Below are 26,925 nucleotides of genomic sequence, written 5' to 3'. Positions count from 1 at the left end.
CTGATCCCACACCTTGATATAAAAAAAACAATATTTGGAGTGACCCATGGATTTCAAACGCACCCTGCTTGTCGCTGCACTCCCGCTGGCTTTCTGCCTCTCAGGCATGGCCCAGGCCGAAATCAAAATCAAATTCGCTGAAGTTCACCCCACCGGGTATCCGCCAGTAGTCGCTGAGCAGGAAATGGGCAAGAAGCTCCAGGCCCAGAGTAACGGTGATATCTCCTTCAAGATGTTTGCCGGTGGCGTGCTGGGTTCCGAGAAAGAAGTGGTCGAGCAACTCCAGTCCGGCGCCGTGCAGATGACCCGCGTCAGCCTCGGCATCCTGGGCCCGGTCGTGCCGGAAACCAATGCGTTCAACCTGCCGTTTGTGTTCCGCGACCAGGCCCACATGCGCAAAATCATCGACGGTGAAATAGGCCAGGAGATGCTGGATAAAATCACCAACTCCGACTTCAACATGGTCGCGCTGGCGTGGATGGATGGTGGCACCCGCAACCTGTACACCAAAAAACCCGTGCGCGAGATCGCCGACCTCAAGGGCATGAAGATCCGCGTGCAAGGCAACCCTGTGTTTATCGACACCATCAACGATATGGGCGGCAACGGCATCGGCATGGCGACCGGCGAAATCTTCAGCGCCTTGCAGACAGGCGTCATCGATGGCGCAGAAAACAACCCGCCTACCTTTCTTGAACACAACCACTTCCAGAACGCCAAATACTTCACCTGGACCGATCACCTGATCCTGCCCGAGCCGATCGTGATCGCCAAATCCACGTGGGCAAAGCTGACCCCGGAGCAGCAAGCCCTGGTGCAGAAACTGGCCCGGGATGCGCAGTTTGAAGAACGTGTGCTGTGGGACAAAAAATCCGCCGAGAGCATCACCAAGCTCAAGGCCGGTGGTGTTGAGTTCATCACCCTCTCTCCAGAACAGAAAAAAGCCTTCTATGACGCTACTCAGCCAGTGCGTGACAAATATGGTGCGAACTACAAAGACCTGATCTCCCGTATTGAAGCCGTTCAATAAGTCAGTCCGATAATGCCGCGGTGACGGGCTCCAGCCCGTTCTCCGCCGCAGTGGTGAGCCCCATGAAAAATACCGTGCTGCGCTTTAACGACATGTTGTACCGGGTGTGTATCGGGATTGCCGGCCTCTCGGTACTGACCATGACCCTGATCATTCCATGGGGCATTTTTGCCCGCTACGTGCTGGGGACCGGCTCCAGTTGGCCCGAGCCTACCGCCATTTTGTTGATGGTGGTATTTACCTTCTTCGGTGCTGCCGCCAGTTACCGCGCCGGGGCCCACATGGCCGTAGCGATGGCCGTGGAGCGCATGCCCTCACACATCCGCTCCAAAGTTGCCGTGCTGGTGCAAATACTGATGGTGATCGTCTGCCTGTTCATGACCGTGAAGGGTTTTAAATTGTGTGCGACCACCTGGAATCAATTCATCGGTGAGATGCCGTCCATAAGGGTAGGCATCTCTTATTTACCGATCCCTATAGGCGGTCTGATCACCCTTTGCTTCGTCCTGGAAAAACTCTTCCTGGGTGACCAAAGCCACCGCCGCGCCGTGCGGTTCGACATCGTTGAAGCCAGCGAAGAGGCCGTATAAATGGACGCTTTTGTACTGTTGGGCAGCTTTATCGCCTTGATTCTTATCGGCATGCCGGTCGCCTATGCGCTGGGCCTGTCGGCATTGATCGGCGCCTGGTGGATCGATATCCCGTTTGATGCCCTGATGATTCAGGTCGCCGGCGGCGTCAACAAATTCTCCCTGCTGGCGATCCCGTTCTTCGTACTGGCAGGTGCGATCATGGCCGAGGGTGGCATGTCGCGCAGGCTGGTGGCCTTCGCCGGGGTACTGGTGGGCTTTGTTCGCGGCGGCCTGTCGCTGGTGAATATCGTGGCCTCGACCTTCTTTGGCGCGATCTCCGGCTCTTCCGTGGCCGACACCGCGTCAGTGGGCTCGGTACTGATCCCGGAAATGGAACGCGCAGGCTACCCCCGTGACTTCTCCACGGCGGTCACGGTCAGCGGTTCGGTACAGGCTTTGCTCACACCGCCGAGCCACAACTCGGTCTTGTACTCACTCGCGGCTGGCGGCACGGTGTCGATCGCCTCGCTGTTTATTGCCGGGATCATGCCGGGGCTGTTGCTCAGTGCGGTGATGATGGGCCTGTGCATGATCTTTGCGCGCAAGCGCAATTACCCCAAGGGTGAAGTGATCCCGCTGCGCCAGGCGCTGAAAATCGCCGGTGACGCCATGTGGGGCCTGATGGCCATGGTCATCATCCTCGGCGGCATCCTGTCGGGCATTTTCACCGCCACCGAGTCGGCCGCCATCGCCGTGCTCTGGTCGTTCTTCGTCACCATGTTTATCTACCGCGACTACAAATGGCGCGACCTGCCCAAGCTGATGCACCGGGCGGTCCGCACCATTTCCATCGTGATGATCCTGATCGGTTTCGCCGCCAGCTTCGGTTACATCCTGACGCTGATGGAAATCCCGATGAAGATCACGACAGCGTTCCTGACGCTGTCGGATAACCGTTACGTGATCCTGATGTGCATCAACGTCATGTTGCTGCTGCTGGGCACCGTGATGGACATGGCGCCGCTGATTCTGATCCTGACGCCGATCCTGCTGCCCGTGATCATCGGCATCGGTGTCGACCCGGTGCACTTCGGCATGATCATGCTCGTTAACCTGGGGATCGGCCTGATTACACCGCCGGTGGGCGCGGTGCTGTTCGTGGGGGCTGCCGTGGGCAAGGTGTCCATCGAAAGCACCGTCAAGGCGCTGCTGCCGTTCTATCTGGCGTTGTTTATGGTGCTGATGCTGGTGACCTACGTTCCGGCCATCTCGCTGTGGCTGCCAAGCCTGGTGTTGTAACCCTCCAAGAAACCTGTAGCCGCTGCCGAAGGCTGCGAAAAGGGCCGAAGGACCTTCGCTTTTATTCATCAAAAGCGGGGTCGCTTCGCAACCCATCGCAGCCTGCGGCAGCGGCTACAGATTTATCGGTCTTATTTCCAGCCAAGGAGGCTGGTTGCTTATGTCTGCTCCTGCTCTATTCCCCCGCCATATCGCCGTACTGGTGCTGGTGCTGCTGGCCTGCGCTTTTGCAGGCAATCACATCGCCGCCCGTATTGCCTTCGACCACGACACCGGCCTGCTGCTGGCGATTCTATGCCGCGCCGGCGTGACCTTGCTGGTGTTGACCAGCCTGGTGCTGTGGCAGCGGGAACGGCCTCGCTTGACCCCTGCCAACTGGCGCTGGCAACTGCTGCTGGGGCTGCTGATCGCGGCACAGAGTTTCTTTATTTATTCGGCAGTGGCTCGCATTCCCGTTGCGCTGGCGCTGCTGATTGCCAATGTGGCGCCGATCCTGCTGGTGCTGCTGACCTGGGCCCTGGGCGGTGCGGCGCCAACACGGCGGGCGGCGCTGCTGATGGGGTTGATCATGTGCGGCCTGGTCTTTGCCCTGGACGTGCCAGAGCGCCTGTCCGGTCAGGGCAGCACAGAAGCGCAGTGGCTTGAAGGCATTCTCTTCGGCTTTGCCGCCGCCTCGGTGTTCGCCTGTGCGCTGTGGATCACCGATCACAAGCTGTCGAGCGTGCGCGGCACGGTGCGCAGCATGTTGACCATGCTGATAGTGTTTTGCGCAGCCGCCGTGGCCGGAGTGAGCGGCGTGCTGCCGGGCGGCGTGTCGCTTCCGGGCTCGTCCACCGGCTGGACAGCCCTGGCCTGCCTGGTGGCGCTGTATGGCCTGGGGTTCTGCCTGCTGTTCATCTGCATGACGCGGTTGAACATGGCCCGCAATGCACCGGTGATGAACGTTGAGCCCGTGGCGAGCCTGCTGTTTGGCTGGCTGATCCTCGACCAACTGCTCAGCAGCGGACAAATTATCGGCGGTCTGATCGTGGTCGCAGGTATTGTGATGCTCACCTGGCGCCGTGCCGCCGATTGACCTGTCATTCCTTAACGGTAGAGCCCCATGCCCCCTGAGATATTGACACTTGAAGATGGCCTGACCCGACTGACCCTGGCACCGCAAGTGGGTGGCAGCATCCTGGACTGGAGCATCATCTCCAGTGGCCAGCCCTTGTTTCGCCCAAGTGCCACCGACGCCCTGGACAGCAACTCGGCCAATCAGCTGGCATGTTACCCACTGGTGCCCTGGTCGAACCGGATAGGCAACGGTGGCTTCGACGGCCCCAGCCACTGGTTCGCCCTGCAGGCCAACAATCCTCCCGGTCCCCTGCCCATTCACGGCAGCGCCTGGCAGCAAGCCTGGAGCGTGACCGAGCACAGCCCGCGCCATGCCTGCCTGCAACTCGACAGCACCACCCCTTTTGCGTACCGCGCCCAGTTGCGCTACACCTTGAGCGACGGCCAACTGCGCATAGACCTGAACGTCACCCATCAGGACGAACGCGCCGCCTGGCACGGGCTGGGGCTGCACCCGTATCTGCCGCGCACCGCCAACACCCGATTGCAGGCCAAGGCCGCTCAGGTCTGGCTGTGTGATGATCAGGGCCTGCCCACGGAGCTAGCGCCCCTGCCTGCCGAGTGGGACTTCAACACAGGCAACGCCTTGCCGACTACCCGGCTCGACAACTGCTTTACCGAATGGGATGGCAGCGCACTGATCAGCCAACCGGATCTGGGCTATACGCTCGAATGCCAGGCTACAGGCAGCCAGTACTGTCTGGTCTACTGCCCGCCCGGGGAGGAGTATTTCTGCTTCGAGCCCGTCAGCCACCCGGTCAATGCCCATCACCTGCCCGGCCATCCGGGCCTGCAACTGCTGCATCAGGGGCAGTCGACCAGCATGAGTGTCAGCTTCAAGCTCAACCCATAGACCCAGGTCAATAGCCCCGCATCAAGGCTCGACTACCATCGCGCCTTTTTGCGAATGGCCTGACTATGCTCCTTGCACCACCCGAACTCCTCGCCCCTGCCGGCACCCTGAAAAACATGCGTTACGCCTTTGCATATGGCGCTGACGCGGTTTATGCAGGGCAGCCGCGCTACAGCTTGCGAGTGCGCAACAACGAATTCGACCATGCCAACCTGGCCATTGGCATCGCCGAGGCCCAGGCCCAGGGCAAGCGCTTCTACGTGGTGGTCAACATTGCCCCGCACAACGCCAAGCTGCGGACCTTCCTCAAGGACCTGGAGCCGGTCATTGCCATGGGCCCGGATGCGCTGATCATGTCTGACCCGGGGCTGATCATGCTGGTGCGCAAAAACTTCCCCCACGTGCCGATTCACTTGTCGGTACAGGCCAATACCGTGAACTGGGCCAGTGTCGAGTTCTGGCGTCAGCAGGGGTTGAGCCGGATCATCCTGTCCCGCGAGCTGTCGCTGGAAGAGATCGAAGAGATTCGCCAGCAAGTCCCGGACATGGAACTGGAGATTTTCGTCCATGGCGCGTTGTGCATGGCCTACTCCGGGCGATGCCTGTTGTCCGGCTACATGAACAAGCGCGACGCCAATCAGGGCAGCTGCACCAATGCCTGCCGCTGGAAGTACGACACCAAGCCGGCCACCGAAAACGAACTGGGCAATATCGTCAATGTGGTTGAACCGACCCTGGGCGTGGGCGCCCCCACCGACGAAGTGTTCGTGCTGCACGAGTCCCAGCGCCCGGACCAGCCGATGACCGCGTTCGAAGACGAGCACGGCACTTACATCATGAACTCCAAAGACCTGCGCGCCGTGCAGCACGTGGCACGGCTGACCGAGATGGGCGTGCATTCGCTGAAAATCGAAGGCCGGACCAAGTCGCACTTCTACTGCGCGCGGGCCACGCAGGTGTATCGCAAGGCGATTGATGATGCGGTGGCCGGCCGTGAGTTTGACCGCAGCCTGATGACCGATCTGGAGTCATTGGCCCAGCGCGGCTATACCGAGGGCTTTTTGCGCCGTCACGTGCACGATGAATATCAAAACTACCTGCATGGCAGTTCGTTATCGCACCGCCAGCAGTTTGTCGGGGAGTTGACCGGCGAGCGGCGCAATGGCCTGGCCGAGGTCAAGGTCAAAAACCGCTTTGCCCTGGGCGACCATCTGGAGCTGATGACCCCCCACGGCAACTACCACTTCGATCTGGACCAGTTGCACAACAGTGCAGGCTTGCCGACCCAGGTCGCACCGGGTGACGGCCACACGGTGTACCTGCCGATTCCAGAGCAGGTGGACTTGAAATATGCGTTGCTGATGCGGGATTTGACGGTAAGCGAAGTTATGGATCGCTCGGCATAAGCAACCCCTAGAACCTGTAGCCGCTGCCGCAGGCTGCGACAAGGACCGCAGGGCCTTCAACAACAGGGTCGCTACGCAACCCATCGCAGCCTCGTACCTCGTCAGCGGCTACAGAGCTTCGTCATGCCGCACTGACAAATTCAATCGCGGAACACTTCATCCAGCAGATTGTGCATGGCGGTAAAGGCACGATGCGCGGTTTTGGCGTCGTACATCATCTTGCCCGGCACGTTGGCGTGAGGGTCGGTGAAGGAATGCACCGCACCCCCGTAACTGGTCAACTGCCAGTCCACGCCCGCCGCATTCATCTCCTCTTCAAATGCCGGCAACTGCTCCTTGCCCACCAAGGGGTCCGAAGCGCCGTGCAGCACCAGCACTGAACCGGTGATGCTTTTTGCGTCTACCGGGTTAGGGGTGTCAAGCGTGCCATGAAAGGACACTGCGGCCTTGAGCGGCGCACCGCCACGGGCCAGCTCCAGCGAGCAGCAACCGCCAAAGCAGAAACCAAAGGTCGCCAGCTTGCTGCTGTCGACCACGGCCAGGCCCTGGTTTTTCAGCACGTCATACGCGGCCCACATCCGCTTGCGCAGCAGGGCACGATCATTCTTGAGCGGCATCATCGCAGCGCCCGCCTCGTCCCCATTAGTTGGGCGCACGGCCTGGCCGTACAGGTCAGCAATCAACACCACATAGCCTTGCTCGGCCACAGACTTGGCAATCTCTTCGGCGCCTGCGCTGATGCCCATCCAGTTAGGTGCCATCAACAAACCCGGCAATGGATCTTCGCGGCTCGGGTCAAACGCGAGGCGGCCTTCATAGGGTTGGCCGTCGATTTGATAGGCCACGGAACTGACCGTAATTGATTTCATTAAAAACTCCTGAATTCAAAACAAAAAAAACCCGCCGAAGCGGGTTTTTATAGCGCGGTTAGACCGACAACTCTACTAACAATTTGTTTAGTCGACGGACATAAGCCGCCGGGTCTTTCAAGCTGTCACCAGCTGCCAAAGCCGCCTGATCGAAGAGGATGTGCGACAGGTCGCCAAAACGCTCTTCGCTCTGTTCCGCATCCAGTTTCTCGATCAGCGGGTGAGCCGGGTTGAATTCGAAGATTGGCTTCGACTCAGGCACTTTCTGACCGCTGGCTTCCAGGATCTGACGCATTTGCATGCCCAGGTCCTGCTCACCAATGGCCAAAATAGCCGGGGAATCGGTCAGACGGTGCGATACACGCACTTCGCTGACGCTTTCGCCCAAGGCGGCCTTGATGCGTTCAACCAGACCTTCTTTGGCCTTGGCCACTTCTTCTGCGGCTTTTTTGTCCTCTTCGGAGTCCAGGTTGCCCAGATCGAGGTCGCCACGTGCCACGTCGACAAAGCTCTTGCCGTCGAAATCGCTGAGGTAGCTCATCAGCCACTCGTCGATGCGATCGGTCAGCAGCAGCACTTCGATGCCTTTTTTGCGGAAGACTTCAAGGTGCGGGCTGTTCTTGACCTGTGCGTAAGTCTCGCCGGTCAGGTAGTAGATCTTGTCCTGACCTTCTTTGGCGCGGGCCAGGTAGTCGGTCAGGGCAACATTTTGCTCGCCGTCGTCACCGTGGGTCGAAGCAAAGCGCAGCAAGCCGGCGATTTTTTCCTTGTTGGCGAAATCTTCAGCAGGGCCTTCTTTCATGACCTGACCGAAGTTTTTCCAGAAACCCTGGTATTTCTCAGGGTCGTTCTTCGCCAGTTTTTCCAGCATGTCGAGCACGCGCTTGGTCAGCGCCGTCTTCATCGAATCGATGATCGGGTCTTTTTGCAGGATTTCCCGCGACACGTTCAACGACAGGTCATTGGAGTCGATCACGCCCTTGATGAAGCGCAGGTACAGCGGCAGGAACGACTCGGCCTGATCCATGACAAACACGCGCTGCACATACAGCTTCAGGCCCTTGGGCGCTTCACGCTGGTAAAGGTCGAACGGAGCACGGGCCGGCACGTAGAGCAGCGAGCTGTATTCGAGCTTGCCTTCAACCTTGTTGTGGCTCCAGGCCAGCGGGTTCTCGAAGTCATGGGCAATGTGCTTGTAGAACTCCTGGTATTCCTCGTCTTTTACTTCAGTACGAGGGCGGGTCCACAGGGCGCTGGCGCGGTTAACGGTTTCCCATTCCAGTGCTGGAGCCTCTTCGCCCTCGGCAGCGGCCTGCTCTTTAGGCAGTTCGATCGGCAAAGCGATGTGGTCGGAGTACTTTTTGATGATGTTGCGCAGGCGCCAGCCGTCAGCGAACTCGGATTCGCCGGGCTTCAGGTGCAGCACGATTTTGGTACCGCGCTCAGCCTTCTCGACGGTGGCCACTTCAAACTCGCCCTCGCCCTTGGAGGACCAGTGCACGCCTTCGCTTGCTGGGGTACCGGCACGGCGGCTGTACACGTCAACCTTGTCGGCGACGATAAAGGCCGAGTAGAAGCCCACACCGAACTGACCGATCAGGTGCGAATCTTTTTTCTGGTCGCCAGACAGGTTTTTCATGAAGTCGGCAGTACCGGACTTCGCAATCGTGCCCAAGTGGGTGATTACGTCATCACGGTTCATGCCGATACCGTTGTCTTCGAGCGTGACGGTGTTGGCGTCCTTGTCGAAGCTCACACGGATTTTAAGATCAGCGCCGCCTTCCAGAAGCTCAGGCTTGGACAGCGCTTCAAAACGTAATTTATCGACAGCATCAGAGGCGTTCGAGATCAATTCGCGAAGGAAGATTTCCTTGTTGGAGTACAGCGAATGGATCATGAGGTGCAGCAGTTGCTTGACCTCGGTCTGGAAGCCCAGGGTTTCTTTTTGAGTTTCCACGCTCATTGTTATCAAACTCCGATTAGATGGCATGAGCCACGCCCGAGAGGGTTGGCGGCGGGATGTCATCAAAGTTGGGGGCTAAGGTTGAGATTTCAAGGCCTGTTGGAGCCACATCGGTTTTTTACCAATAGTTTCAACGGACGATGCTTTACTTATATATGTGTACGAGCATGGAACTTAAGCATTCGGACAATGCTCAAACGCCCCGTAGATCTACTCATAAGGAGAAACACCCCATGCGTAATACTTTTGCTGTTGCCTTGATGCTGGCTGCCACCCTTGGTCTTGCTGCGTGCGACAAGAAGTCTGAAGATAAAGCCCAGGACGCCACTCAGCACGCTGAGCAAGCTCAAGAAAAAATGTCTGAAGCTCAGGACAAAGTGAACGACGCGGCGAAAGAAAACGCCGAAGCTGCCAAAGCTCAGGCCGAGTCCAACAAAGCCGCCGCTGAAGAAGCAGCTCCAGCTGTCCCTGCTGCTCCAGTGGCAACTCCAGAAAGCAAGTAATACGGCTTTTTGCGATGTAAAAACGAAGCCCGCCCCGTGCGGGCTTTGTTGTGTTTGAGCCCGGCCTTGAACACACGGCCATAAAAAAAGCCCTGCATCCGTTAGATGCAGGGCTTTTTATTTATCCGGTGATGCTTTTGGCGATCCGGATATTACGCGAGTGCTTCTTGACGCTTGCCCAGCACGCGGTCGCAGACAACTGCGCCCAGCAGGGTCACAAGGCACGGCACCAGCCACGCCAGGCCCTGGTTGCTGAATGGCATGTTCGCCAGTTGGGTCGGAATCCAGTCACCCAGGCCCGCACCTTTAAGCGCGTCGATCGAACCGAAGAGGAACGAGACCAGCATTACCGGACCAACGATCCGCGTCTGCGCATGCCACAGCCCTTTGCAGAAGCTCAAGGCCACCAGCACGATGCACGGCGGATATATCGCCGTCAGCAGCGGGATGGAGAACGCGATCAACTGCGTCAACCCAAGGTTCGACACGGCCAGCGAGAACACGGCAAGGATAATCACCAGCGTCTTGTAAGACAGTGGCAATACCGTACTGAAGTATTCTGCGCAGGCACACGTCAGGCCTACAGCCGTCACCAAGCAGGCCAAAGCGATAAGTACCGCCAGGAAACCGCTGCCCAGCGAACCGAAAGTGTGCTGAACGTAGGCGTGCAGTACTGCCGCGCCATTGGTTGCACCCGCCGCCACTTCATGGCTGCCCGCCCCAAGGCGGAACAGGCTGATGTACACCAGTGCCAGACCGACACCGGCGATCAGGCCAGCAATGATTGCGTAGCGGGTGATCAGCTTCGGCGATTCAACGCCTCGGGAGCGAATGGCGTTCACGATAACGATGCCGAACACCAGTGCGCCCAGGGTATCCATGGTCAGGTAACCATTGATGAAGCCTTGGGAGAACGGAGCGGCAACGTATTCAGGGGTCGCGACGCCTATATCACCGGCAGGCAAGGCAACAGCAGCAATACCGAGAATAGCCAGCGCGATGATTTTCAACGGAGCGAGAAAACGCCCTACCGTGTCCAGCAGACGACCTGGATACAGCGAAACGAAGAACACGATCAGGAAGTACACCGAGCTGTACAGAAACAGCGCCAGCGGGCTTTCGCCGGTCAACGGCGCCAGGCCGACTTCAAAGGATACGGTTGCAGTACGCGGGGTCGCGAACAACGGACCAACAGCCAGATAGGCCACAGCCGCCAGCAAGCCACCCGCGATTTTACCGATCGGGCTGCTCAGTGCATCCATACCGCCGCCAACCTTGGCCAGCGCAATAACAGTGACCACCGGCAAACCCACTGCGGTGATCAGGAAGCCCAGTGCGGCCATCCAGACATTCGGTCCAGCCTGCAGGCCAACGATTGGCGGGAAAATGATGTTGCCAGCCCCAACGAACAGGGCAAAAGTCATAAACCCAAGTGCCAGGATGTCCTGGCCTTTCAATACTTTCATTACGGAAATACCACACTACTGAATCGGAATTTAGAGGGGAATTTCCCGTGCGGATGTGGGAAATGCTGTCGGTCTGTATAAGTCCGACCCGTCTAGCGCGCGGCTTCCTTTTGGGATGCACACGCAGAAATGCAGAATGGCGGCAAGATTACCGAGTTTTTTCCTACAACGCACTGTTAGAGGGCGGACTGTCCGATGAACGAACGCAGTTGTCGCCTGAATGACATCGAAAATTGATTTGGTGTGATTTTGCCTGCAGTCCGAAGCCGGGGAAGCTTGGGGGAGAGTTCCGATTCTTTTCTCCAGAATGCACAAAGGCCACCCTAAGGTGGCCTTTGTCTGGTGTAGCTATCAGCTAAGCGCGTGGCTTATTTGACGGCCCAGCCAGTCAGCTCGGACAGAGCCTTGCCGATGTCTGCCAGCGAACGCACGGTTTTAACGCCTGCGTCTTCCAGAGCAGCAAACTTCTCGTCTGCAGTGCCCTTGCCGCCAGAGATGATTGCGCCAGCATGGCCCATGCGCTTGCCAGCAGGGGCAGTCACACCAGCGATGTAGGAAACAACTGGCTTGGTCACGTGTGCCTTGATGTAGGCAGCCGCTTCTTCTTCAGCCGAACCGCCGATCTCACCGATCATTACGATCGCTTCGGTCTTCGGGTCTTCCTGGAACAACTTCAGGATGTCGATGAAGTTGGAACCAGGGATCGGGTCACCACCGATGCCTACGCAAGTCGACTGACCGAAACCGGCGTCAGTAGTCTGCTTAACAGCTTCGTAAGTCAGGGTGCCGGAACGCGACACGATGCCTACTTTGCCTGGCAAGTGAATGTGACCTGGCATGATGCCGATCTTGCATTCGCCTGGAGTGATAACGCCTGGGCAGTTAGGGCCGATCAGGATTACACCCAGCTCGTCGCACTTAACTTTAGCGTCCAGCATGTCCAGGGTAGGAATGCCTTCAGTGATGCAAACGATCAGCTTGATGCCGCCGAAAGCTGCTTCAAGGATGGAGTCCTTGCAGAAAGGAGCCGGTACGTAGATAACGCTGGCGGTTGCGCCAGTGGCAGCTACGGCTTCTTTCACGGTGTTGAAAACAGGCAGGTCCAGGTGAGTGGTGCCGCCTTTGCCCGGAGTAACGCCACCAACCATCTTGGTGCCGTATTCAATGGCTTGCTGGGTGTGGAAGCTACCCTGCGAACCAGTGATGCCCTGGCAGATAACTTTGGTGTCTTTATTGATCAGGACGCTCATTACTTGCCCTCCGCAGCTTTAACAACTTGTTGAGCAGCGTCGGTCAAGCTGGTAGCAGCGATGATGTTCAAGCCGCTTTCTGCCAGTACTTTAGCGCCCAGTTCAGCGTTGTTGCCTTCAAGGCGAACAACCACCGGGATTTTCACGCCGACTTCTTTCACTGCACCGATGATGCCTTCGGCAATCATGTCGCAACGAACGATGCCGCCGAAGATGTTGACCAATACTGCAGCGACATTGCTGTCGGACAGGATGATCTTGAACGCTTCGGTAACGCGTTCTTTGGTAGCACCGCCGCCAACGTCGAGGAAGTTGGCTGGCTTGCCGCCATGCAGGTTAACGATGTCCATGGTGCCCATCGCCAGACCAGCGCCGTTTACCATGCAGCCGATGTTGCCTTCCAGCGCTACGTAGTTCAGTTCGAACTTGGCAGCGTGCGCTTCGCGCGGATCGTCTTGCGACGGATCGTGGAAAGTTTTCAGCTTGGCCTGACGGTACATGGCGTTTGCGTCGATGTTGATTTTTGCATCGAGGCAGTGCAGATCGCCGTCAGTCTTGATAACCAGCGGGTTCACTTCCAGCAGGGCCAGATCGTGATCCTTGAACAGTTTGGCCAGACCTACGAAGATCTTGGCGAACTGAGTAACTTGCTTGCCTTCCAGACCCAACTGGAAAGCCAACTCGCGACCCTGGAATGGCTGAGCGCCAACCAGTGGATCGATAGTTGCTTTCAGAATTTTTTCTGGAGTGTCGTGTGCGATCTTCTCGATGTCCACGCCACCTTCGGTGGAAGCCATGAACACGATACGACGGCTGGAACGGTCAACGACAGCGCCCAGGTACAGCTCTTTAGCGATATCAGTGCACGATTCAACCAGGATCTTGGTGACCGGCTGACCATTGGCATCAGTCTGGTAAGTCACCAGACGCTTGCCCAACCACTGTTGTGCGAATGCTTTAGCGTCTTCTTTGCTGCGAACCAGCTTAACGCCGCCCGCTTTACCGCGACCACCTGCGTGAACCTGGGCTTTGACAACCCATTCAGTCCCGCCGATTTTGTCGCAAGCTTCTGCGGCTGCTTCCGGGGTATCTACTGCATAACCCTTGGATACTGGCAGGCCGTATTCAGCGAACAGCTGCTTACCCTGATACTCGTGAAGATTCATGCTTTTTACCGTCTTCGTTAGGTACTGCGCATTCGGCGCTGCACTTTTATTAGTGCCGCACCACCTGTGACTGCTGCTTGTGCTGCCTGTTCAAGCCCGACATCCGCGTGAGCGGAGTCGGACCCGAGTAAAACAAGACAAGACTGCGTCCGGCGGAAGTTCCGCGGTGAGGCTTGCTAGCAAGGCTCACGACGGGCAAACCGCCGTGGTTTCTTATTGTCTGGTATTAACGTTTTTTGCGGTTGGCGATGTGGATGGCGCCGCCATTCACTGCCAGTGCTGCTTCGTGCAAGGCTTCAGACAGGGTTGGATGGGAGAAAACCATCATGCCCAGATCTTCAGCGCTGGTGCCGAATTCCATACCGATCGCGCCCTGCTGTACCAGCTCTGCTGCGCTCGGGCCAATCACGTGGACGCCCAGTACGCGGTCAGTTTTGGCATCAGCAATGACTTTAACAAAGCCACCGGTGTCGTTTGCTGCCATGGCACGGCCACTGGCTGCGAACGGGAAGGTGCCGACGTTAACTTCAACGCCTTCAGCTTTCAAGGCCTGTTCGGTTTTACCGACCCACGCGATCTCCGGGTGAGTGTAAATAACCGATGGAATCAGGTCGTAGTTCATCTCGGTCTTGTGACCTTTGATGCGTTCAACAACCATGATGCCTTCTTCGGAAGCCTTGTGTGCCAGCATCATGCCACGTACCACGTCACCGATGGCGAAAACGCCCGGTACGCTGGTCGCGCAATGATCGTCAACAAACACGAAACCGCGCTCGTCGATGGTCACGCCGCTGTCAGCTGCCAGCAGCTCGGCAGTCACCGGACGGCGACCAACGGCTACGATCAGCTTGTCGAACGTGATGGTCTGTTCGCCGTTGGCGTCGGTGTAGGTCACAACGACTTCTTCGCCGTTAACCTTGGAACCGGTAACGCGAGCGCCCAGCTTGATGTCCAGACCTTGTTTGGTCAGGGTTTTGTAGGCTTCTTTGGATACGGCAGCGTCTGCAGCCATCAGGAACGTGTCCAGAGCTTCCAGAACAGTTACCTCAGCACCCAGACGGGACCATACCGAACCCAGTTCCAGACCGATAACACCAGCGCCGATGACGCCCAGACGCTTGGGTACGGACTGGAATTCCAGTGCGCCGGTCGAATCAACGATAACGTTGTTGTCAACTGGAGCAGGTGGAATGTCGATTGGGCGCGAGCCCGAAGCCAGGATCACGTTCTCGGCTTCGATGATTTCAACGGTGCCGTCTGGCTTGGTCAGTTCAACGCGCTTGCCGGCCAGCAGTTTGCCGTGGCCTTGCAGGGAAGTAACGCCGTTAGCCTTGAACAGGGTTGCAACGCCGGAAGTCAGACCTTTAACGATGTTGGCTTTACGGCCAACCATCGCTGCAACGTCCATCTTCACTTCACCGGTGGTGATGCCGTGGATGGCAAATGCATCCTTGGCTTCGTGATACTTCCAGGAGCTGTCCAGCAGCGCCTTGGATGGAATGCAGCCAACGTTCAGGCAAGTACCGCCCAGCGCCAGTTTGCCTTCCTTGTCGGTGTATTTTTCGATGCAAGCAGTCGAAAGGCCCAGTTGAGCAGCCTTGATGGCAGCAACGTAGCCGCCAGGGCCCGCACCAATCACTACAACGTCAAATTTCTGAGACATGTAAAAAAGTCCTCTTTAGCTACAAGCTTCAAGCTGCAAGCTACAAGGCCAAACCACAATTGCTTGCAGCTTCACACTTGCAGCTCATAGCTGTTTCCTATGATACGAGCCTCATGCCGTGCGCTTTAACGTGGGGCATGAAGCTCGCAGCTGCTTCTATCAGATATCCAGCAGCAGACGAGCCGGGTCTTCCAGCAGGTTTTTGATTGCTACCAGGAAACTTACAGCTTCTTTGCCGTCGATCAAGCGGTGATCGTAAGACAGAGCCAAATACATCATCGGGCGGATTACGACCTGACCGTTGATTGCCATTGGACGCTGAAGGATGTTGTGCATGCCCAGGATCGCGGCTTGCGGCGGGTTAACGATCGGGGTCGACATCATCGAACCGAAAGTACCACCGTTGGTGATCGTGAAGGTACCGCCGGTCATTTCGTCGATCGACAGTTTACCGTCACGGGCTTTTTTACCGTAAGCAGCGATGCCGCCTTCGATTTCAGCCAGGCTCATCAGTTCGGCGTTACGCAGAACCGGAACCACCAGACCACGGTCGCTGGATACAGCAACACCGATGTCGGCGAAGCCGTGGTAAACGATGTCGGAACCGTCGATCGAGGCGTTGACAGCCGGGAAGCGTTTCAGCGACTCGGTAGCAGCCTTGACGAAGAACGACATGAAGCCCAGGCGTACGCCGTTGTGGGCCTTCTCGAACTGGTCCTTGTACTTCGAACGCAGTGCCATGATTTCAGTCATGTCCACTTCGTTGAAAGTGGTCAGCATCGCCATGTTCGACTGAGCTTCAACCAGACGCTTGGCCACGGTGGCACGAACGCGGGTCATCGGAACGCGTTTTTCTACGCGGTCGCCAGCAGCGAATACCGGAGCAGCAGCGGCAGGAGCGGCAGCCTTGGCAGGCGCAGCAGCAGGAGCGGCCTTTTTGGCAGCAACAGCAGCAACGACGTCTTCCTTGGTCACACGACCGCCTTTGCCAGTACCGGCAACGGAAGCAATGTTGATACCGTTTTCTTCAGCGATCTTGCGAGCAGCAGGAGCCGCCACTGGATCGTCTTCGCCTTCGCCAGCTGGAGCAGCAGCCTGAGCGGCCGGTGCAGCAGCGGCTGGAGCAGCAGCAACGCCGCCTTCAACGATGGAGCCCAGAACTTCGTCGGACAGAACGGTGTCGCCTTCGTTCTTGACGATAGCGCCCAGAACGCCGTCAGCTGTAGCCAGTACTTCCAGCACAACCTTGTCGGTTTCGATGTCAACAATCAGGTCGTCGCGCTTTACAGCGTCGCCCGGTTGCTTGTGCCAGGTGGCAACGGTGCCATCGGCAACCGATTCCGGAAATGTTGGGGCTTTGATCTCGATAGCCATGTTCTTTGGTTCCTTAAATTCGGTTTCAGTGCGCGAAGGCGTTAAACAGTGAACGCGTCTTGCAACAGTTTTGCCTGTTGCTCAGCGTGCATCGATGCGTAACCACAAGCAGGTGCAGCAGAAGCGTCACGGCCCGCGTACTCAAGTACGAGAGATTTATCGTGACCGCTGATGATGCGGCGCATGTGGTGCTGGCTGCAGTACCAGGCACCCTGGTTCATCGGCTCTTCCTGACACCAGACAATATGTTTGGCGTTTTTGTACGGAGCCAGGACTTCAATCAAGTCGTCCTCAGGGAACGGGTACAGCTGCTCAAGACGCACGATGGCGATGTCATCACGACCTTCGGCACGGCGTTTTTCCAGCAGGTCGTAGTAGACCTTGCCGCTACACAGCACGATGCGGCCGACTTTCGCCGGATCTTGTGCATCGATTTCCGGAATAACGGTCTGGAACGAACCTTCGGCCAGATCTTCCAGTGTCGAGATTGCCAGTTTGTGACGCAGCAACGACTTCGGTGTCAGAACGACCAGCGGCTTGCGCAGCGGACGGATAACCTGACGGCGCAGCAGATGGTAGATCTGTGCAGGAGTTGTTGGTACGCACACCTGAATGTTGTGCTCAGCACACAGCTGCAGGTAGCGCTCAAGACGTGCAGAGGAGTGCTCCGGGCCCTGACCTTCATAACCGTGTGGCAGCAACATGGTCAGACCGCACAGACGGCCCCACTTGTGCTCACCGCTGGTGATGAACTGGTCGATTACAACCTGAGCGCCGTTGGCGAAGTCGCCGAACTGGGCTTCCCAGACAACCAGCGCATTAGGCGTGGTGGTCGAGTAACCGTATTCGAACGCCAATACTGCTTCTTCGGACAGCAACGAGTCGTACAGGTCAAAGCGTGGCTGACCTTCAAACAGGTGCTTCAGAGGAATGTAAGTGCCAGCATCTTTCTGGTTGTGCAACACGGCGTGACGGTGCGAGAACGTACCGCGGCCAATGTCCTGACCGGTCATGCGGATCGGGTGACCTTCGAACTGCAGGGTTGCGTATGCCATTGTTTCGGCATAACCCCAGTTGATCGGCAGGCCGCCGGCTTGCATTTTTTGACGGTCTTCGTAGATCTTCGCAACCTGGCGCTGAACCACGAAGCCTTCCGGAATTTCCAGCAGCTTGGCGGACAGTTCTTGCAGGGTTTTGAGATCAAAACGCGTGTCGTGACGTGCAGTCCAGGCGTGACCCAGGTATGGGCGCCAGTCTACGAACAGCTCTTTGTTAGGCTCTTTGACCAGACTTTTCACAACATGCAGACCGTTGTCCAGCGCGTTGCGGTATTCGTCGATCTTGGCCTGAACGCGTTCTGCGTCTACCACTTTTTCTTGCGTCAGACGTTCGGCATACAGTTCACGGGTAGTGCGCTGTTTGGCGATCTGCTGATACATCAGCGGCTGAGTACCGTTTGGCTCGTCGGCCTCGTTGTGACCGCGACGGCGGTAGCAGAACAGGTCGATCACGACATCACGCTTGAACTGCATGCGGTAGTCGATAGCCAGCTGGGTTACGAACAGAACGGCTTCCGGATCATCACCATTTACATGAAGGATCGGTGCCTGAATCATTTTCGCAACATCCGTGCAGTACTCGGTGGAGCGCGAGTCTTCCGGATTGCTGATGGTGAAGCCTACCTGGTTGTTGATGACCAGATGAATGGTGCCGCCCGTCTTGAAGCCGCGAGTCTGCGACATCTGGAAGGTTTCCATGACCACGCCCTGACCTGCGAAAGCAGCATCACCGTGGATGGAAATTGGCAGTACCTTTTCGCCGGTGCTGTCGTTGCGACGGTCCTGGCGAGCACGTACAGACCCTTCAACCACAGGAGAAACGATCTCCAGGTGGGACGGGTTAAACGCCATTGCCAGGTGGACTTCGCCGCCCGAGGTCATGACGTTGGAGGAGAAGCCCTGGTGATATTTAACGTCACCGGAACCCAACTCGATTTTTTTCTTGCCTTCGAACTCGTCGAACAATTCGCGCGGGTTTTTGCCGAAGGTGTTCACCAATACGTTCAGACGGCCACGGTGGGCCATACCGATAACGATTTCTTTGGTGCCGTAGTTGCCCGAACGCTGGATCAGCTCGTCCAGCAAAGGAATCAGGCTTTCGCCGCCTTCCAGGCCGAAACGCTTGGTGCCCGGGTATTTTGTACCCAGGTACTTTTCCAGACCTTCAGCAGCAGTGATGCGCTCAAGCAAATGGCCTTTGACATCAGCAGAATACGTCGGGCGGCCGCGTACGCTTTCGAGGCGCTGTTCAAACCAGTGGCGCTGCTCGGAATCGACGATGTGCGTGAACTCTGCGCCGATGGTGCGGCAATATGTCTGCTGCAACGACTCGAGAATTTCGCGTAGGCTCGCTTCCTCTTTGCCGATATACAGGTCGCCGGCACGGAAGGTCGTATCAAGATCGGCATTGGTCAAGCCGTAATGATTGATCGACAGGTCTGCAGGTGCAGGACGCTGCCACAGCCCCAGCGGATCAAGCTGGGCTGCCTGGTGGCCGCGCATCCGATAGGCCTGGATCAATCGCAGCACTTCAACCTGCTTCTTCTCGTGCTCACTGCTCACGCTCCCGGCAGAAACCGGTTGGGCGCGGCGCTGGTTCTTTGCCAGCAGCACGAAATGATCGCGGATTGTGGAGTGCGAAACATCGTTGGCAGAGTTGCCATCATTCGGCAACGTCTGAAATTTGGTGCGCCATTCTTCTGGCACAGCGTTAGGGTCGTGCAGGTAGAGCTCATAGAGCTCTTCCACATAGGCAGCGTTACCACCTGAAAGATAGCCGCTGTTCCACATGCGCTGCATCACGCTTTCTTGCATGCTTGGTCACCCTCGGTTAGGGGACACCATCGACGAGAACACCAGAGCACGCTTGAGAAAGTCCGAATACAGCGACTAAAACAAGCCACTTAGGATCACGCTGATAGTCCGGGTACCAGCCCGGATGCCCCTGCTGGTCTCATTTCTTCAAAATAAGAGCCGCAACTTCATGAGCTGCTGCTCAGGTTAAAACTACGGCGCCGGTTGAAGCCTGCGCCGTAGCATCTACGGTTACAACGGTGCTGCGATACAGCCTTTGATCACACGCCGCTTTGCAGCAGCATGCTACGCACGTGACCGATGGCCTTAGTCGGGTTCAAGCCCTTCGGACACACGTTTACGCAGTTCATGATCCCGCGGCAGCGGAATACGCTGAACGGGTCATCCAGCGAAGCCAGACGCTCGGTGGTCTTGGTGTCACGGCTGTCAGCCAGGAAACGATAGGCTTGCAACAGTGCAGCAGGGCCCAGGAACTTGTCCGGGTTCCACCAGAAGGACGGGCACGAGGTCGAGCAGCAAGCGCACAGGATGCACTCGTACAGACCGTCGAGCTTTTCACGCTCTTCTGGCGATTGCAGACGCTCAATGGCCGGAGCCGGAGTATCGTTCTGCAGGAACGGCTTAACTTTTTCGTATTGCTTGTAGAAGATGCTCATATCGACGACCAGGTCACGGATAACCGGCAAACCTGGCAATGGACGAACAATCAGCTTGTTGCCTTTAACGACAGCAGACAGCGGCGTTACACACGCCAAGGCGTTTTTGCCGTTGATGTTCATGCCGTCGGAGCCGCAAACGCCCTCACGGCAAGAGCGACGATAGGAGAAACCTTCGTCCTGCTCTTTGACCAGCGCCAGCACGTCCAGCACCATCAGGTCTTTACCGTTGGTATTGACCTGAAATTCCTGCATGAACGGCGCGGCGTCTTGATCCGGGTTGTAGCGATAAACACTGACTTTCAACATATCGGCCACCCTTAGTAAGTCCGAATCATGGGTTCAAAGGTCGGAACGGTTTTCGGCGAGAAGTTCACCGCACGCTTGGCTACGCGCTTGTCACCCGGGAAGTACAGGGTGTGGCACAGCCAGTTAACGTCGTCACGATCTTCGAAGTCTTCACGGGCGTGAGCACCGCGCGATTCTTTACGGACTTCAGCAGCGATTGCAGTCGCTTCAGCCACTTCGAGCAGGTTTTGCAGCTCAAGGGCTTCGATACGGGCCGTGTTGAACGCCTGGCTCTTATCGTTGATTTTCACGTTGGCGATACGCTTACGCAGATCAGCGAGCTGGGCAATACCCTTCTGCATGTATTCGCCGGTACGGAATACACCGAAGTAGTTCTGCATGCAGCTTTGCAGCTCTTTACGCAGGGTTGCTACGTCTTCGCCATCAGTACGCGAGTTCAGGCCGTCCAGACGTGCCAGGGCAGCGTCGATATCGGACTGACGTGGACGGGCGTAATCAACGCCTTCTTTCAGGGTCTGCTCAAGGAACAGGCCTGCGGCACGACCGAATACCACCAGATCGAGCAGCGAGTTGCCGCCCAGACGGTTGGCACCGTGTACCGATACGCATGCCACTTCACCCACTGCGAACAGGCCAGGGATGATCTGGTCAGCGCCGTCGGCATCCTGAGTGATCGCCTGGCCATGAATGTTGGTGGCAACGCCGCCCATCATATAGTGGCAAGTAGGTACTACCGGGATCGGCGCTACGGCAGGGTCGACGTGAGCGAAAGTCTTGGACAGCTCCATGATGCCTGGCAGACGGCTGTGCAGAACTTCTTCACCCAGGTGATCGAGTTTCAGCATTACGTGGTCGCCATCCGGACCGCAACCGTTGCCCGCGATGATTTCCTTAACCATCGAGCGAGCTACTACGTCACGACCAGCAAGGTCTTTGGCGTTCGGAGCATAACGCTCCATGAAACGCTCGCCGTGCTTGTTGATCAGGTATCCACCTTCACCACGGCAACCTTCTGTAACCAGTACACCGGCGCCGGCAATACCGGTCGGGTGGAACTGCCACATTTCGATGTCTTGTACCGGCACGCCAGCACGCAGTGCCATGCCAATACCGTCACCGGTGTTGATCAGGGCGTTGGTGGTGGACGAGTAGATACGGCCTGCACCGCCAGTCGCCAATACGGTGGCGTTAGCGCGAACGTAAGAGGTTTCGCCTGTTTCGATGCAGATAACGATCATGCCGACAAAGTCGCCAGCCTCGTTCTTCACCAGATCGACACCGTAGTATTCGTTCAGGAATACAGTGCCGGCCTTCAGGTTGGCCTGGTACAGGGTGTGCAACAGCGCGTGACCGGTACGGTCGGCTGCAGCGCAGGTACGGGCAGCCTGGCCGCCTTTACCGAAGTCCTTGGACTGACCGCCGAACGGACGCTGGTAGATGCGGCCCTGTTCAGTACGGGAGAACGGCATACCCATGTGTTCGAGTTCGTACACGGCTTCCGGACCTACGGAACACATGTATTCGATAGCGTCCTGGTCACCGATGTAGTCGGAACCCTTGACGGTATCGTACATGTGCCAGCGCCAGTCATCGTTCGGATCTGCAGAAGCGATCGCGCAGGTGATGCCACCCTGAGCCGATACGGTGTGCGAACGAGTCGGGAAAACCTTGGTGATTACGGCAGTCTTGTGACCGCCTTGTGCCAGCTGCAGAGCAGCGCGCATGCCAGCACCGCCGCCGCCAATAATAATGGCGTCGAACGAAAGTGTATTAACTGTGTTAGCCATGAATCAGATACCCCAAAGAATCTGCACACCCCAGACGAAGTAAGCGAACATTGCAACGCCGCAGACTGCCTGGAAGAGGAAACGTACTGCTGTCGCGGACTTGCCCAGCGCCATCGGCGTCAGGTAGTCGGTCGCGATGGTCCACATGCCTACCCAGGCGTGTGCGCCCAGAGCAACAAGGGCCAGCAGGCTGAAGATACGCATCCAGTTGCTTGCGAACAGCTCATGCCATTGGGCGTAGCCAATGCCTGGGTTCGCAACGAGGTATCCGATCAGGAAAATGAAGTAAGCCGCTAGAACAACCGCAGACACACGTTGTGCCATCCAGTCATAGAGGCCCGAACGCGACAGGTTCGTAACGCTGGTTACCATATCCAAACTCCCGCCAGAACAATCATCACCACAGAAATGACGATTACGATTTTCGAGCCCAGTCGGCCGCCTTCAAGCGTCTCACCGATGCCCATGTCCATGATCAAGTGGCGCACACCGGCAACCAGGTGATACAGCAAGGCAGAGAGCAGGCCCCACGCAACGAATTTGGCCAGAGGACTGGTCAAGCATGCCTTCACCTCGGCAAAACCTTCTTCGGAACCCAGGGATTTGCTCAATGCATAAAGCATGATGCCCAGGCCGAGAAAAAGAATAATGCCCGATACACGGTGCAGAAATGACGTAACGCCGGTGATGGGGAGTTTGATGGTCCTTAGGTCTAGGTTTACAGGTCGTTGGCTATTCACGGCTTTTTTCACACTGAAGAGCCCCTAACAATCAGGGCAAGTTTGTTGGGATGCGCACTGGTCAGGTACCCACCACCCGGGAGTGACGACCCCCATCTAAACAGGCCCAAAAGCCCCTGGCGGTCGGCTGCCGAGTATAGACAGTTAGGTCACTAATGACAACGCAAACACCTCCCCCTAATAGCGCATTGCGCTCGGGCTATAAAAGGCGTAAACGGCAGGGATAATCGCTAAAAAACCCAGCTCAAAGCCTTGTACAGCAAGACTTTAGGCAAATTGACATTCAAATTTATCTCACTATAGTGGTGCGGGCCCTGCGTGGGGGGTCTGTCTGATGATTTCAAGCATAAATAGGAGGCCACATGGCTGACAAAAAAGCGCAGTTGATCATCGAGGGCGCAGCCCCCGTCGAGCTGCCCATTTTAACTGGCACCGTGGGTCCCGATGTAATCGATGTGCGCGGCCTAACGGCAACGGGCCGATTCACATTTGACCCGGGCTTCATGTCGACTGCATCTTGCGAGTCGAAGATCACCTATATTGATGGTGACAACGGTATCCTGCTGCACCGCGGCTACCCGATCGAACAGCTGGCTGAACACTCTGACTACCTTGAGACCGCTTATCTGCTGCTGAACGGCGAACTGCCGACTGCAGAGCAGAAGGCTCAATTCGTCAGCACCGTGAAGAACCACACCATGGTTCATGAGCAGTTGAAGACTTTCTTCAACGGCTTCCGTCGTGACGCCCACCCGATGGCGGTCATGTGCGGTGTAGTCGGCGCCCTTTCGGCCTTCTACCACGACTCTCTGGACATCAATAACCCGCAGCATCGCGAAATTTCCGCGATCCGCCTGGTTGCCAAGATGCCAACCCTGGCAGCGATGGTTTACAAGTACTCCATGGGTCAACCCATGATGTACCCGCGTAACGACCTGACCTACGCCGAAAACTTCCTGCACATGATGTTCAACACGCCGTGCGAGATCAAACCGATCAGCCCGGTACTGGCCAAGGCAATGGATAAGATCTTTATCCTGCACGCTGACCACGAACAGAATGCCTCGACGTCCACCGTACGCCTGGCAGGCTCTTCGGGTGCCAACCCGTTCGCCTGTATTGCTGCCGGTATCGCTGCACTGTGGGGCCCTGCCCACGGCGGTGCAAACGAAGCCGTTCTGACCATGCTCGACGAAATTGGCGATGTTTCAAACATCGACACGTTCATCGCCAAGGCCAAGGACAAAAACGATCCTTTCAAACTGATGGGCTTTGGTCACCGGGTTTACAAAAACCGCGACCCTCGCGCCACCGTGATGAAAAAGACCTGCGACGAAGTGCTTAAAGAGCTGGGCATTCAGAACGATCCGCAACTCGAACTGGCCATGCGCCTGGAAGAGATCGCCCTGACCGACCCGTACTTCATCGAACGCTCGCTGTACCCGAACGTCGACTTCTACTCGGGGATTATCCTCAAGGCGATCGGCATTCCAACCAGCATGTTCACCGTGATCTTCGCCCTGTCGCGCACAGTTGGCTGGATTTCGCACTGGAAAGAAATGCTCTCCAGCCCGTACAAGATTGGCCGTCCGCGCCAGCTGTACACCGGCTACGAGCAGCGTGACCTGACCAAGCTGGAAGACCGCAAGTAAGGCCTGTCCCACGACAGTATCCCGATTGCAGCGAATACGGCCTCTATCTACATAGAGGCCGTATTTTTTTGTCCGTCATTTAACCCATGCACACGCTGGGTGCTGGCTGGCCAGCGATGATGGTCAGGGCAATAGGGTCGCCCGCACCCCTGACAAGCCAGCCCCCACAGTGATATCCCCAGCCAGAGGAGGCATTGGCACTCACCGCCACCCCATAAAAAAGCCCCCCTGCCTTACGACAGGGGGGCGGCTTTACACATAACGTTTAGAGCGGATTAATGATCCACCGCCCCGCTCGCCCCCAAGCCAGTCTGCGAACGCACAAACTGAGGGAAGAACAAGGCGCGCTCTTTCTCCGCAGCCTTGGACTTGTCCGTGATGGAGAAGAACCAGATACCCACGAACGCAATGATCATGGAGAACAGTGCCGGGTACTCGTAAGGGAAGATGGCTTTTTCGTGATGCAGGATCTGCACCCAAATGGTCGGACCCAGAACCATCAAGCCCACCGCGCTGATCAAGCCCAGCCAGCCGCCAATCATGGCGCCACGGGTGGTCAGGTTTTTCCAGTACATGGAAAGCAGCAGTACCGGGAAGTTGCAGCTCGCCGCGATGGAGAACGCCAGGCCCACCATGAATGCGATGTTCTGGCTTTCGAACAGGATGCCCAAGCCAATCGCCAGTACCGCCAAGGCGATAGTGGTGATCTTCGAAACGCGGATCTCATCCTTGTCGTTGGCTTTGCCCTTCTTGATCACACTGGCGTACAGGTCGTGGGACACCGCCGAAGCACCGGCCAGAGTCAGCCCGGCAACTACCGCAAGGATAGTGGCGAAGGCTACGGCCGAGATAAAGCCCAGGAACATACTGCCGCCAACCGCATCAGCCAGATGCACGGCCGCCATGTTGTTACCGCCCAGCAAGGCGCCAGCAGCGTCTTTGAATGCAGGGTTGGTGCTTACCAGGATGATTGCGCCAAAACCGATGATAAAGGTCAGGATATAGAAGTAACCGATGAAGCCCGTTGCGTAGAACACGCTTTTACGCGCTTCTTTGGCATCGCTCACGGTGAAGAAGCGCATCAGGATATGAGGCAGGCCGGCGGTACCAAACATCAGCGCCAGACCGAGGGAGAAGGCCGAAATCGGATCTTTCACCAGGCCGCCCGGGCTCATGATCGCTTCACCTTTAGGGTGAATCTTCACGGCTTCGGCAAACAACGCATTGAAGTCAAAGTTGACATGCTTCATTACCATCACGGCCATGAACGTCGCACCCGACAACAACATTACCGCTTTGATGATCTGTACCCAGGTAGTTGCCAGCATGCCGCCGAACAACACGTACATGCACATCAGAATACCTACCAGAACTACCGCAACGTGGTAGTCCAGACCGAACAGCAACTGAATCAGCTTGCCGGCACCGACCATCTGCGCAATCAGGTAGAACGCCACCACCACCAGCGAACCGCAAGCCGACAGCGAGCGGATCTGGGTTTGACCCAAACGGTACGAGGCAACGTCAGCAAAGGTGTACTTGCCCAGGTTACGCAGACGCTCTGCGATCAGGAACAGAATGATGGGCCAACCCACCAGAAAGCCGATCGAATAGATCAGGCCATCGTAGCCAGAGGTATAAACCAGCGCGGAAATACCCAGGAAAGAGGCTGCAGACATATAGTCGCCTGCAATCGCCAGACCGTTCTGGAAACCGGTGATTTTACCGCCAGCGGCATAGTAGTCGGCAGCAGACTTGTTACGCTTTGACGCCCAATAAGTGATGCACAGGGTCGCGCCAACAAACACGACGAACATGATGATCGCCGAGATATTAAGCGGTTGTTTCTGCACTTCGCCGGTCAGGGCCTCTCCCGCCCAGACCGCTGGTGCAAGGGCTGCAACGCCCAGTGTTGCCAATAGGCGCCCGATCATTGCCCTGCCTCCTTGAGAATTGCATTGTTCAACTCATCGAACTCGCCATTGGCCCGGCGCACATAGATACCGGTCAGAATGAAGGCCGAAAGAATCAACCCCACACCAATTGGAATACCCCAGGTAATAGACGAATCGGGAGTCAACTTGGCCCCCATGATGTGTGACCCATAAGCAATCAACAGGATAAAGGCGGCATATAGACCGAGCATGATTGCCGAGAGAATCCAGGCGAACCGCTCTCTTTTTTTAACCAGCTCCTTGAAGCGCGGGCTGTTTTGAATCGAGAGGTAAATGCTGTCGTTCATTATTTTTGTCCTCGCAGCACAGATGAGATGGAACGTTTTCACTATTAGGGCGCCGCACATTCAATTCCAGACGACTTTAGTAGTAGAGCCCAAAATCTGCTGCAGCCCGCGTTTTCTCTAGCCTGCAAGGACGATG

General features: G+C 56.9%; 22 protein-coding genes. 8 read left to right on the top strand and 14 right to left on the bottom strand.

Annotation, left to right across the window (positions count from 1 at the left end; translation table 11 throughout):
• Positions 1–46 precede the first annotated feature (46 nt).
• The 6 genes from BLW11_RS11600 to trhP all read left to right on the top strand — a co-directional run bounded on the left by BLW11_RS11600 (position 47) and on the right by trhP (position 6,276).
• Entirely contained in the window at positions 47–1,030 is a 984-nt protein-coding gene (locus BLW11_RS11600) for a TRAP transporter substrate-binding protein (protein WP_048358590.1), read from the top strand.
• A gap of 62 nt (positions 1,031–1,092) precedes the next feature.
• Positions 1,093–1,620: a TRAP transporter small permease gene (locus tag BLW11_RS11595; RefSeq protein WP_048358591.1), complete on the top strand. Its 528-nt coding sequence runs from the start codon at positions 1,093–1,095 to the stop codon at positions 1,618–1,620.
• Complete coding sequence (locus BLW11_RS11590; protein ID WP_048358592.1) at positions 1,621–2,901, top strand: TRAP transporter large permease; 1,281 nt, start codon at positions 1,621–1,623, stop codon at positions 2,899–2,901.
• A 160-nt stretch (positions 2,902–3,061) separates the two neighbouring features.
• Positions 3,062–3,976 carry an EamA family transporter gene (locus tag BLW11_RS11585; RefSeq protein WP_048358593.1) on the top strand — a complete coding sequence of 305 codons (915 nt, stop codon included), beginning with the start codon at positions 3,062–3,064 and terminating at the stop codon, positions 3,974–3,976.
• 27 nt (positions 3,977–4,003) lie between these two features.
• The gene (locus tag BLW11_RS11580) at positions 4,004–4,870 is read left to right on the top strand and encodes an aldose 1-epimerase (RefSeq protein WP_048358594.1); all 867 of its coding nucleotides are present in this window, start codon (positions 4,004–4,006) and stop codon (positions 4,868–4,870) included.
• Positions 4,871–4,935: 65 nt separating this feature from the next.
• The gene (trhP, locus tag BLW11_RS11575) at positions 4,936–6,276 is read left to right on the top strand and encodes a prephenate-dependent tRNA uridine(34) hydroxylase TrhP (protein ID WP_048358595.1); all 1,341 of its coding nucleotides are present in this window, start codon (positions 4,936–4,938) and stop codon (positions 6,274–6,276) included.
• 140 nt (positions 6,277–6,416) lie between these two features.
• On the opposite strand, the gene BLW11_RS11570 is transcribed toward trhP, so the two are convergent.
• Both BLW11_RS11570 and htpG read right to left on the bottom strand, forming a co-directional pair.
• Positions 6,417–7,145 (bottom strand): dienelactone hydrolase family protein, encoded by a 729-nt coding sequence (locus tag BLW11_RS11570; RefSeq protein WP_048358596.1) that lies wholly within the window; start codon positions 7,143–7,145, stop codon positions 6,417–6,419.
• A 58-nt stretch (positions 7,146–7,203) separates the two neighbouring features.
• Positions 7,204–9,108 carry a molecular chaperone HtpG gene (gene htpG, locus BLW11_RS11565; protein ID WP_048358597.1) on the bottom strand — a complete coding sequence of 635 codons (1,905 nt, stop codon included), beginning with the start codon at positions 9,106–9,108 and terminating at the stop codon, positions 7,204–7,206.
• A 233-nt stretch (positions 9,109–9,341) separates the two neighbouring features.
• Between htpG and BLW11_RS11560 the strand changes: the two genes are divergently transcribed.
• Positions 9,342–9,611, top strand: a complete 270-nt coding sequence (locus BLW11_RS11560) for a hypothetical protein (protein WP_048358598.1) — start codon at positions 9,342–9,344, stop codon at positions 9,609–9,611.
• Between the two features lie 152 nt (positions 9,612–9,763).
• Here BLW11_RS11560 and brnQ read toward each other — a convergent pair whose 3' ends face one another.
• The 10 genes from brnQ to sdhC form a co-directional block, all read right to left on the bottom strand.
• Complete coding sequence (gene brnQ / locus BLW11_RS11555) at positions 9,764–11,077, bottom strand: branched-chain amino acid transport system II carrier protein (protein ID WP_048358599.1); 1,314 nt, start codon at positions 11,075–11,077, stop codon at positions 9,764–9,766.
• A 368-nt stretch (positions 11,078–11,445) separates the two neighbouring features.
• Entirely contained in the window at positions 11,446–12,327 is an 882-nt protein-coding gene (gene sucD, locus BLW11_RS11550; RefSeq protein WP_048358600.1) for a succinate--CoA ligase subunit alpha, read from the bottom strand.
• Positions 12,327–13,493: an ADP-forming succinate--CoA ligase subunit beta gene (sucC, locus tag BLW11_RS11545; protein WP_019828555.1), complete on the bottom strand. Its 1,167-nt coding sequence runs from the start codon at positions 13,491–13,493 to the stop codon at positions 12,327–12,329. Before sucC ends, sucD begins: the two co-directional genes overlap by 1 nt.
• Before the next feature lie 226 nt (positions 13,494–13,719).
• Positions 13,720–15,156 (bottom strand): dihydrolipoyl dehydrogenase, encoded by a 1,437-nt coding sequence (gene lpdA / locus BLW11_RS11540; protein WP_048358601.1) that lies wholly within the window; start codon positions 15,154–15,156, stop codon positions 13,720–13,722.
• Positions 15,157–15,315: 159 nt separating this feature from the next.
• Positions 15,316–16,530 (bottom strand): 2-oxoglutarate dehydrogenase complex dihydrolipoyllysine-residue succinyltransferase, encoded by a 1,215-nt coding sequence (gene odhB / locus BLW11_RS11535; RefSeq protein ID WP_048358602.1) that lies wholly within the window; start codon positions 16,528–16,530, stop codon positions 15,316–15,318.
• A 41-nt stretch (positions 16,531–16,571) separates the two neighbouring features.
• Entirely contained in the window at positions 16,572–19,403 is a 2,832-nt protein-coding gene (locus BLW11_RS11530; RefSeq protein ID WP_048358603.1) for a 2-oxoglutarate dehydrogenase E1 component, read from the bottom strand.
• A 260-nt stretch (positions 19,404–19,663) separates the two neighbouring features.
• Positions 19,664–20,368 (bottom strand): succinate dehydrogenase iron-sulfur subunit, encoded by a 705-nt coding sequence (locus BLW11_RS11525; RefSeq protein WP_048359504.1) that lies wholly within the window; start codon positions 20,366–20,368, stop codon positions 19,664–19,666.
• An 11-nt stretch (positions 20,369–20,379) separates the two neighbouring features.
• Positions 20,380–22,155: a succinate dehydrogenase flavoprotein subunit gene (sdhA, locus tag BLW11_RS11520; protein ID WP_048358604.1), complete on the bottom strand. Its 1,776-nt coding sequence runs from the start codon at positions 22,153–22,155 to the stop codon at positions 20,380–20,382.
• Positions 22,156–22,158: 3 nt separating this feature from the next.
• A complete protein-coding gene (sdhD, locus tag BLW11_RS11515; protein WP_003446906.1) occupies positions 22,159–22,527 on the bottom strand; it encodes a succinate dehydrogenase, hydrophobic membrane anchor protein in 369 nt (122 codons plus the stop codon).
• Positions 22,521–22,907, bottom strand: a complete 387-nt coding sequence (gene sdhC, locus BLW11_RS11510) for a succinate dehydrogenase, cytochrome b556 subunit (protein WP_088500128.1) — start codon at positions 22,905–22,907, stop codon at positions 22,521–22,523. Before sdhC ends, sdhD begins: the two co-directional genes overlap by 7 nt.
• Positions 22,908–23,257: 350 nt before the next feature.
• On the opposite strand from sdhC, the gene gltA reads away from it, so the two are divergent.
• On the top strand, positions 23,258–24,547 hold the full coding sequence (gltA, locus tag BLW11_RS11505) for a citrate synthase (protein ID WP_048358605.1): 1,290 nt from the start codon (positions 23,258–23,260) through the stop codon (positions 24,545–24,547).
• A gap of 275 nt (positions 24,548–24,822) precedes the next feature.
• Here the strand turns inward: gltA and BLW11_RS11500 are convergent, their stop codons facing one another.
• Positions 24,823–26,481, bottom strand: coding sequence for a cation acetate symporter (locus BLW11_RS11500; RefSeq protein ID WP_048358606.1), 1,659 nt, complete (start codon positions 26,479–26,481; stop codon positions 24,823–24,825).
• Positions 26,478–26,789 carry a DUF485 domain-containing protein gene (locus tag BLW11_RS11495; protein WP_048359505.1) on the bottom strand — a complete coding sequence of 104 codons (312 nt, stop codon included), beginning with the start codon at positions 26,787–26,789 and terminating at the stop codon, positions 26,478–26,480. The genes BLW11_RS11500 and BLW11_RS11495 overlap by 4 nt, the downstream gene beginning before the upstream one ends.
• Positions 26,790–26,925: the final 136 nt, after the last annotated feature.

It is taken from the genome of Pseudomonas deceptionensis, from assembly GCF_900106095.1.
GTDB classification, from domain to species: Bacteria; Pseudomonadota; Gammaproteobacteria; order Pseudomonadales; family Pseudomonadaceae; genus Aquipseudomonas; species Aquipseudomonas deceptionensis.
The sequence above is the reverse complement of the archived record's forward strand: the minus strand, read 5'-3'. Positions and strand labels throughout refer to the sequence as shown.

Excerpts from the sequence above, each read along its gene's own strand:
- BLW11_RS11600 (WP_048358590.1), top strand. The coding sequence starts at position 47 with ATGGATTTCAAACGCACCCTGCTTGTCGCTGCACTCCCGCTGGCTTTC.
- BLW11_RS11595 (WP_048358591.1), top strand. The coding sequence starts at position 1,093 with ATGAAAAATACCGTGCTGCGCTTTAACGACATGTTGTACCGGGTGTGT.
- BLW11_RS11590 (WP_048358592.1), top strand. The coding sequence starts at position 1,621 with ATGGACGCTTTTGTACTGTTGGGCAGCTTTATCGCCTTGATTCTTATC.
- BLW11_RS11585 (WP_048358593.1), top strand. The coding sequence starts at position 3,062 with ATGTCTGCTCCTGCTCTATTCCCCCGCCATATCGCCGTACTGGTGCTG.
- BLW11_RS11580 (WP_048358594.1), top strand. The coding sequence starts at position 4,004 with ATGCCCCCTGAGATATTGACACTTGAAGATGGCCTGACCCGACTGACC.
- trhP (WP_048358595.1), top strand. The coding sequence starts at position 4,936 with ATGCTCCTTGCACCACCCGAACTCCTCGCCCCTGCCGGCACCCTGAAA.
- BLW11_RS11570 (WP_048358596.1), bottom strand. The coding sequence starts at position 7,145 with ATGAAATCAATTACGGTCAGTTCCGTGGCCTATCAAATCGACGGCCAA.
- htpG (WP_048358597.1), bottom strand. The coding sequence starts at position 9,108 with ATGAGCGTGGAAACTCAAAAAGAAACCCTGGGCTTCCAGACCGAGGTC.
- BLW11_RS11560 (WP_048358598.1), top strand. The coding sequence starts at position 9,342 with ATGCGTAATACTTTTGCTGTTGCCTTGATGCTGGCTGCCACCCTTGGT.
- brnQ (WP_048358599.1), bottom strand. The coding sequence starts at position 11,077 with ATGAAAGTATTGAAAGGCCAGGACATCCTGGCACTTGGGTTTATGACT.
- sucD (WP_048358600.1), bottom strand. The coding sequence starts at position 12,327 with ATGAGCGTCCTGATCAATAAAGACACCAAAGTTATCTGCCAGGGCATC.
- sucC (WP_019828555.1), bottom strand. The coding sequence starts at position 13,493 with ATGAATCTTCACGAGTATCAGGGTAAGCAGCTGTTCGCTGAATACGGC.
- lpdA (WP_048358601.1), bottom strand. The coding sequence starts at position 15,156 with ATGTCTCAGAAATTTGACGTTGTAGTGATTGGTGCGGGCCCTGGCGGC.
- odhB (WP_048358602.1), bottom strand. The coding sequence starts at position 16,530 with ATGGCTATCGAGATCAAAGCCCCAACATTTCCGGAATCGGTTGCCGAT.
- BLW11_RS11530 (WP_048358603.1), bottom strand. The coding sequence starts at position 19,403 with ATGCAAGAAAGCGTGATGCAGCGCATGTGGAACAGCGGCTATCTTTCA.
- BLW11_RS11525 (WP_048359504.1), bottom strand. The coding sequence starts at position 20,368 with ATGTTGAAAGTCAGTGTTTATCGCTACAACCCGGATCAAGACGCCGCG.
- sdhA (WP_048358604.1), bottom strand. The coding sequence starts at position 22,155 with ATGGCTAACACAGTTAATACACTTTCGTTCGACGCCATTATTATTGGC.
- sdhD (WP_003446906.1), bottom strand. The coding sequence starts at position 22,527 with ATGGTAACCAGCGTTACGAACCTGTCGCGTTCGGGCCTCTATGACTGG.
- gltA (WP_048358605.1), top strand. The coding sequence starts at position 23,258 with ATGGCTGACAAAAAAGCGCAGTTGATCATCGAGGGCGCAGCCCCCGTC.
- BLW11_RS11500 (WP_048358606.1), bottom strand. The coding sequence starts at position 26,481 with ATGATCGGGCGCCTATTGGCAACACTGGGCGTTGCAGCCCTTGCACCA.
- BLW11_RS11495 (WP_048359505.1), bottom strand. The coding sequence starts at position 26,789 with ATGAACGACAGCATTTACCTCTCGATTCAAAACAGCCCGCGCTTCAAG.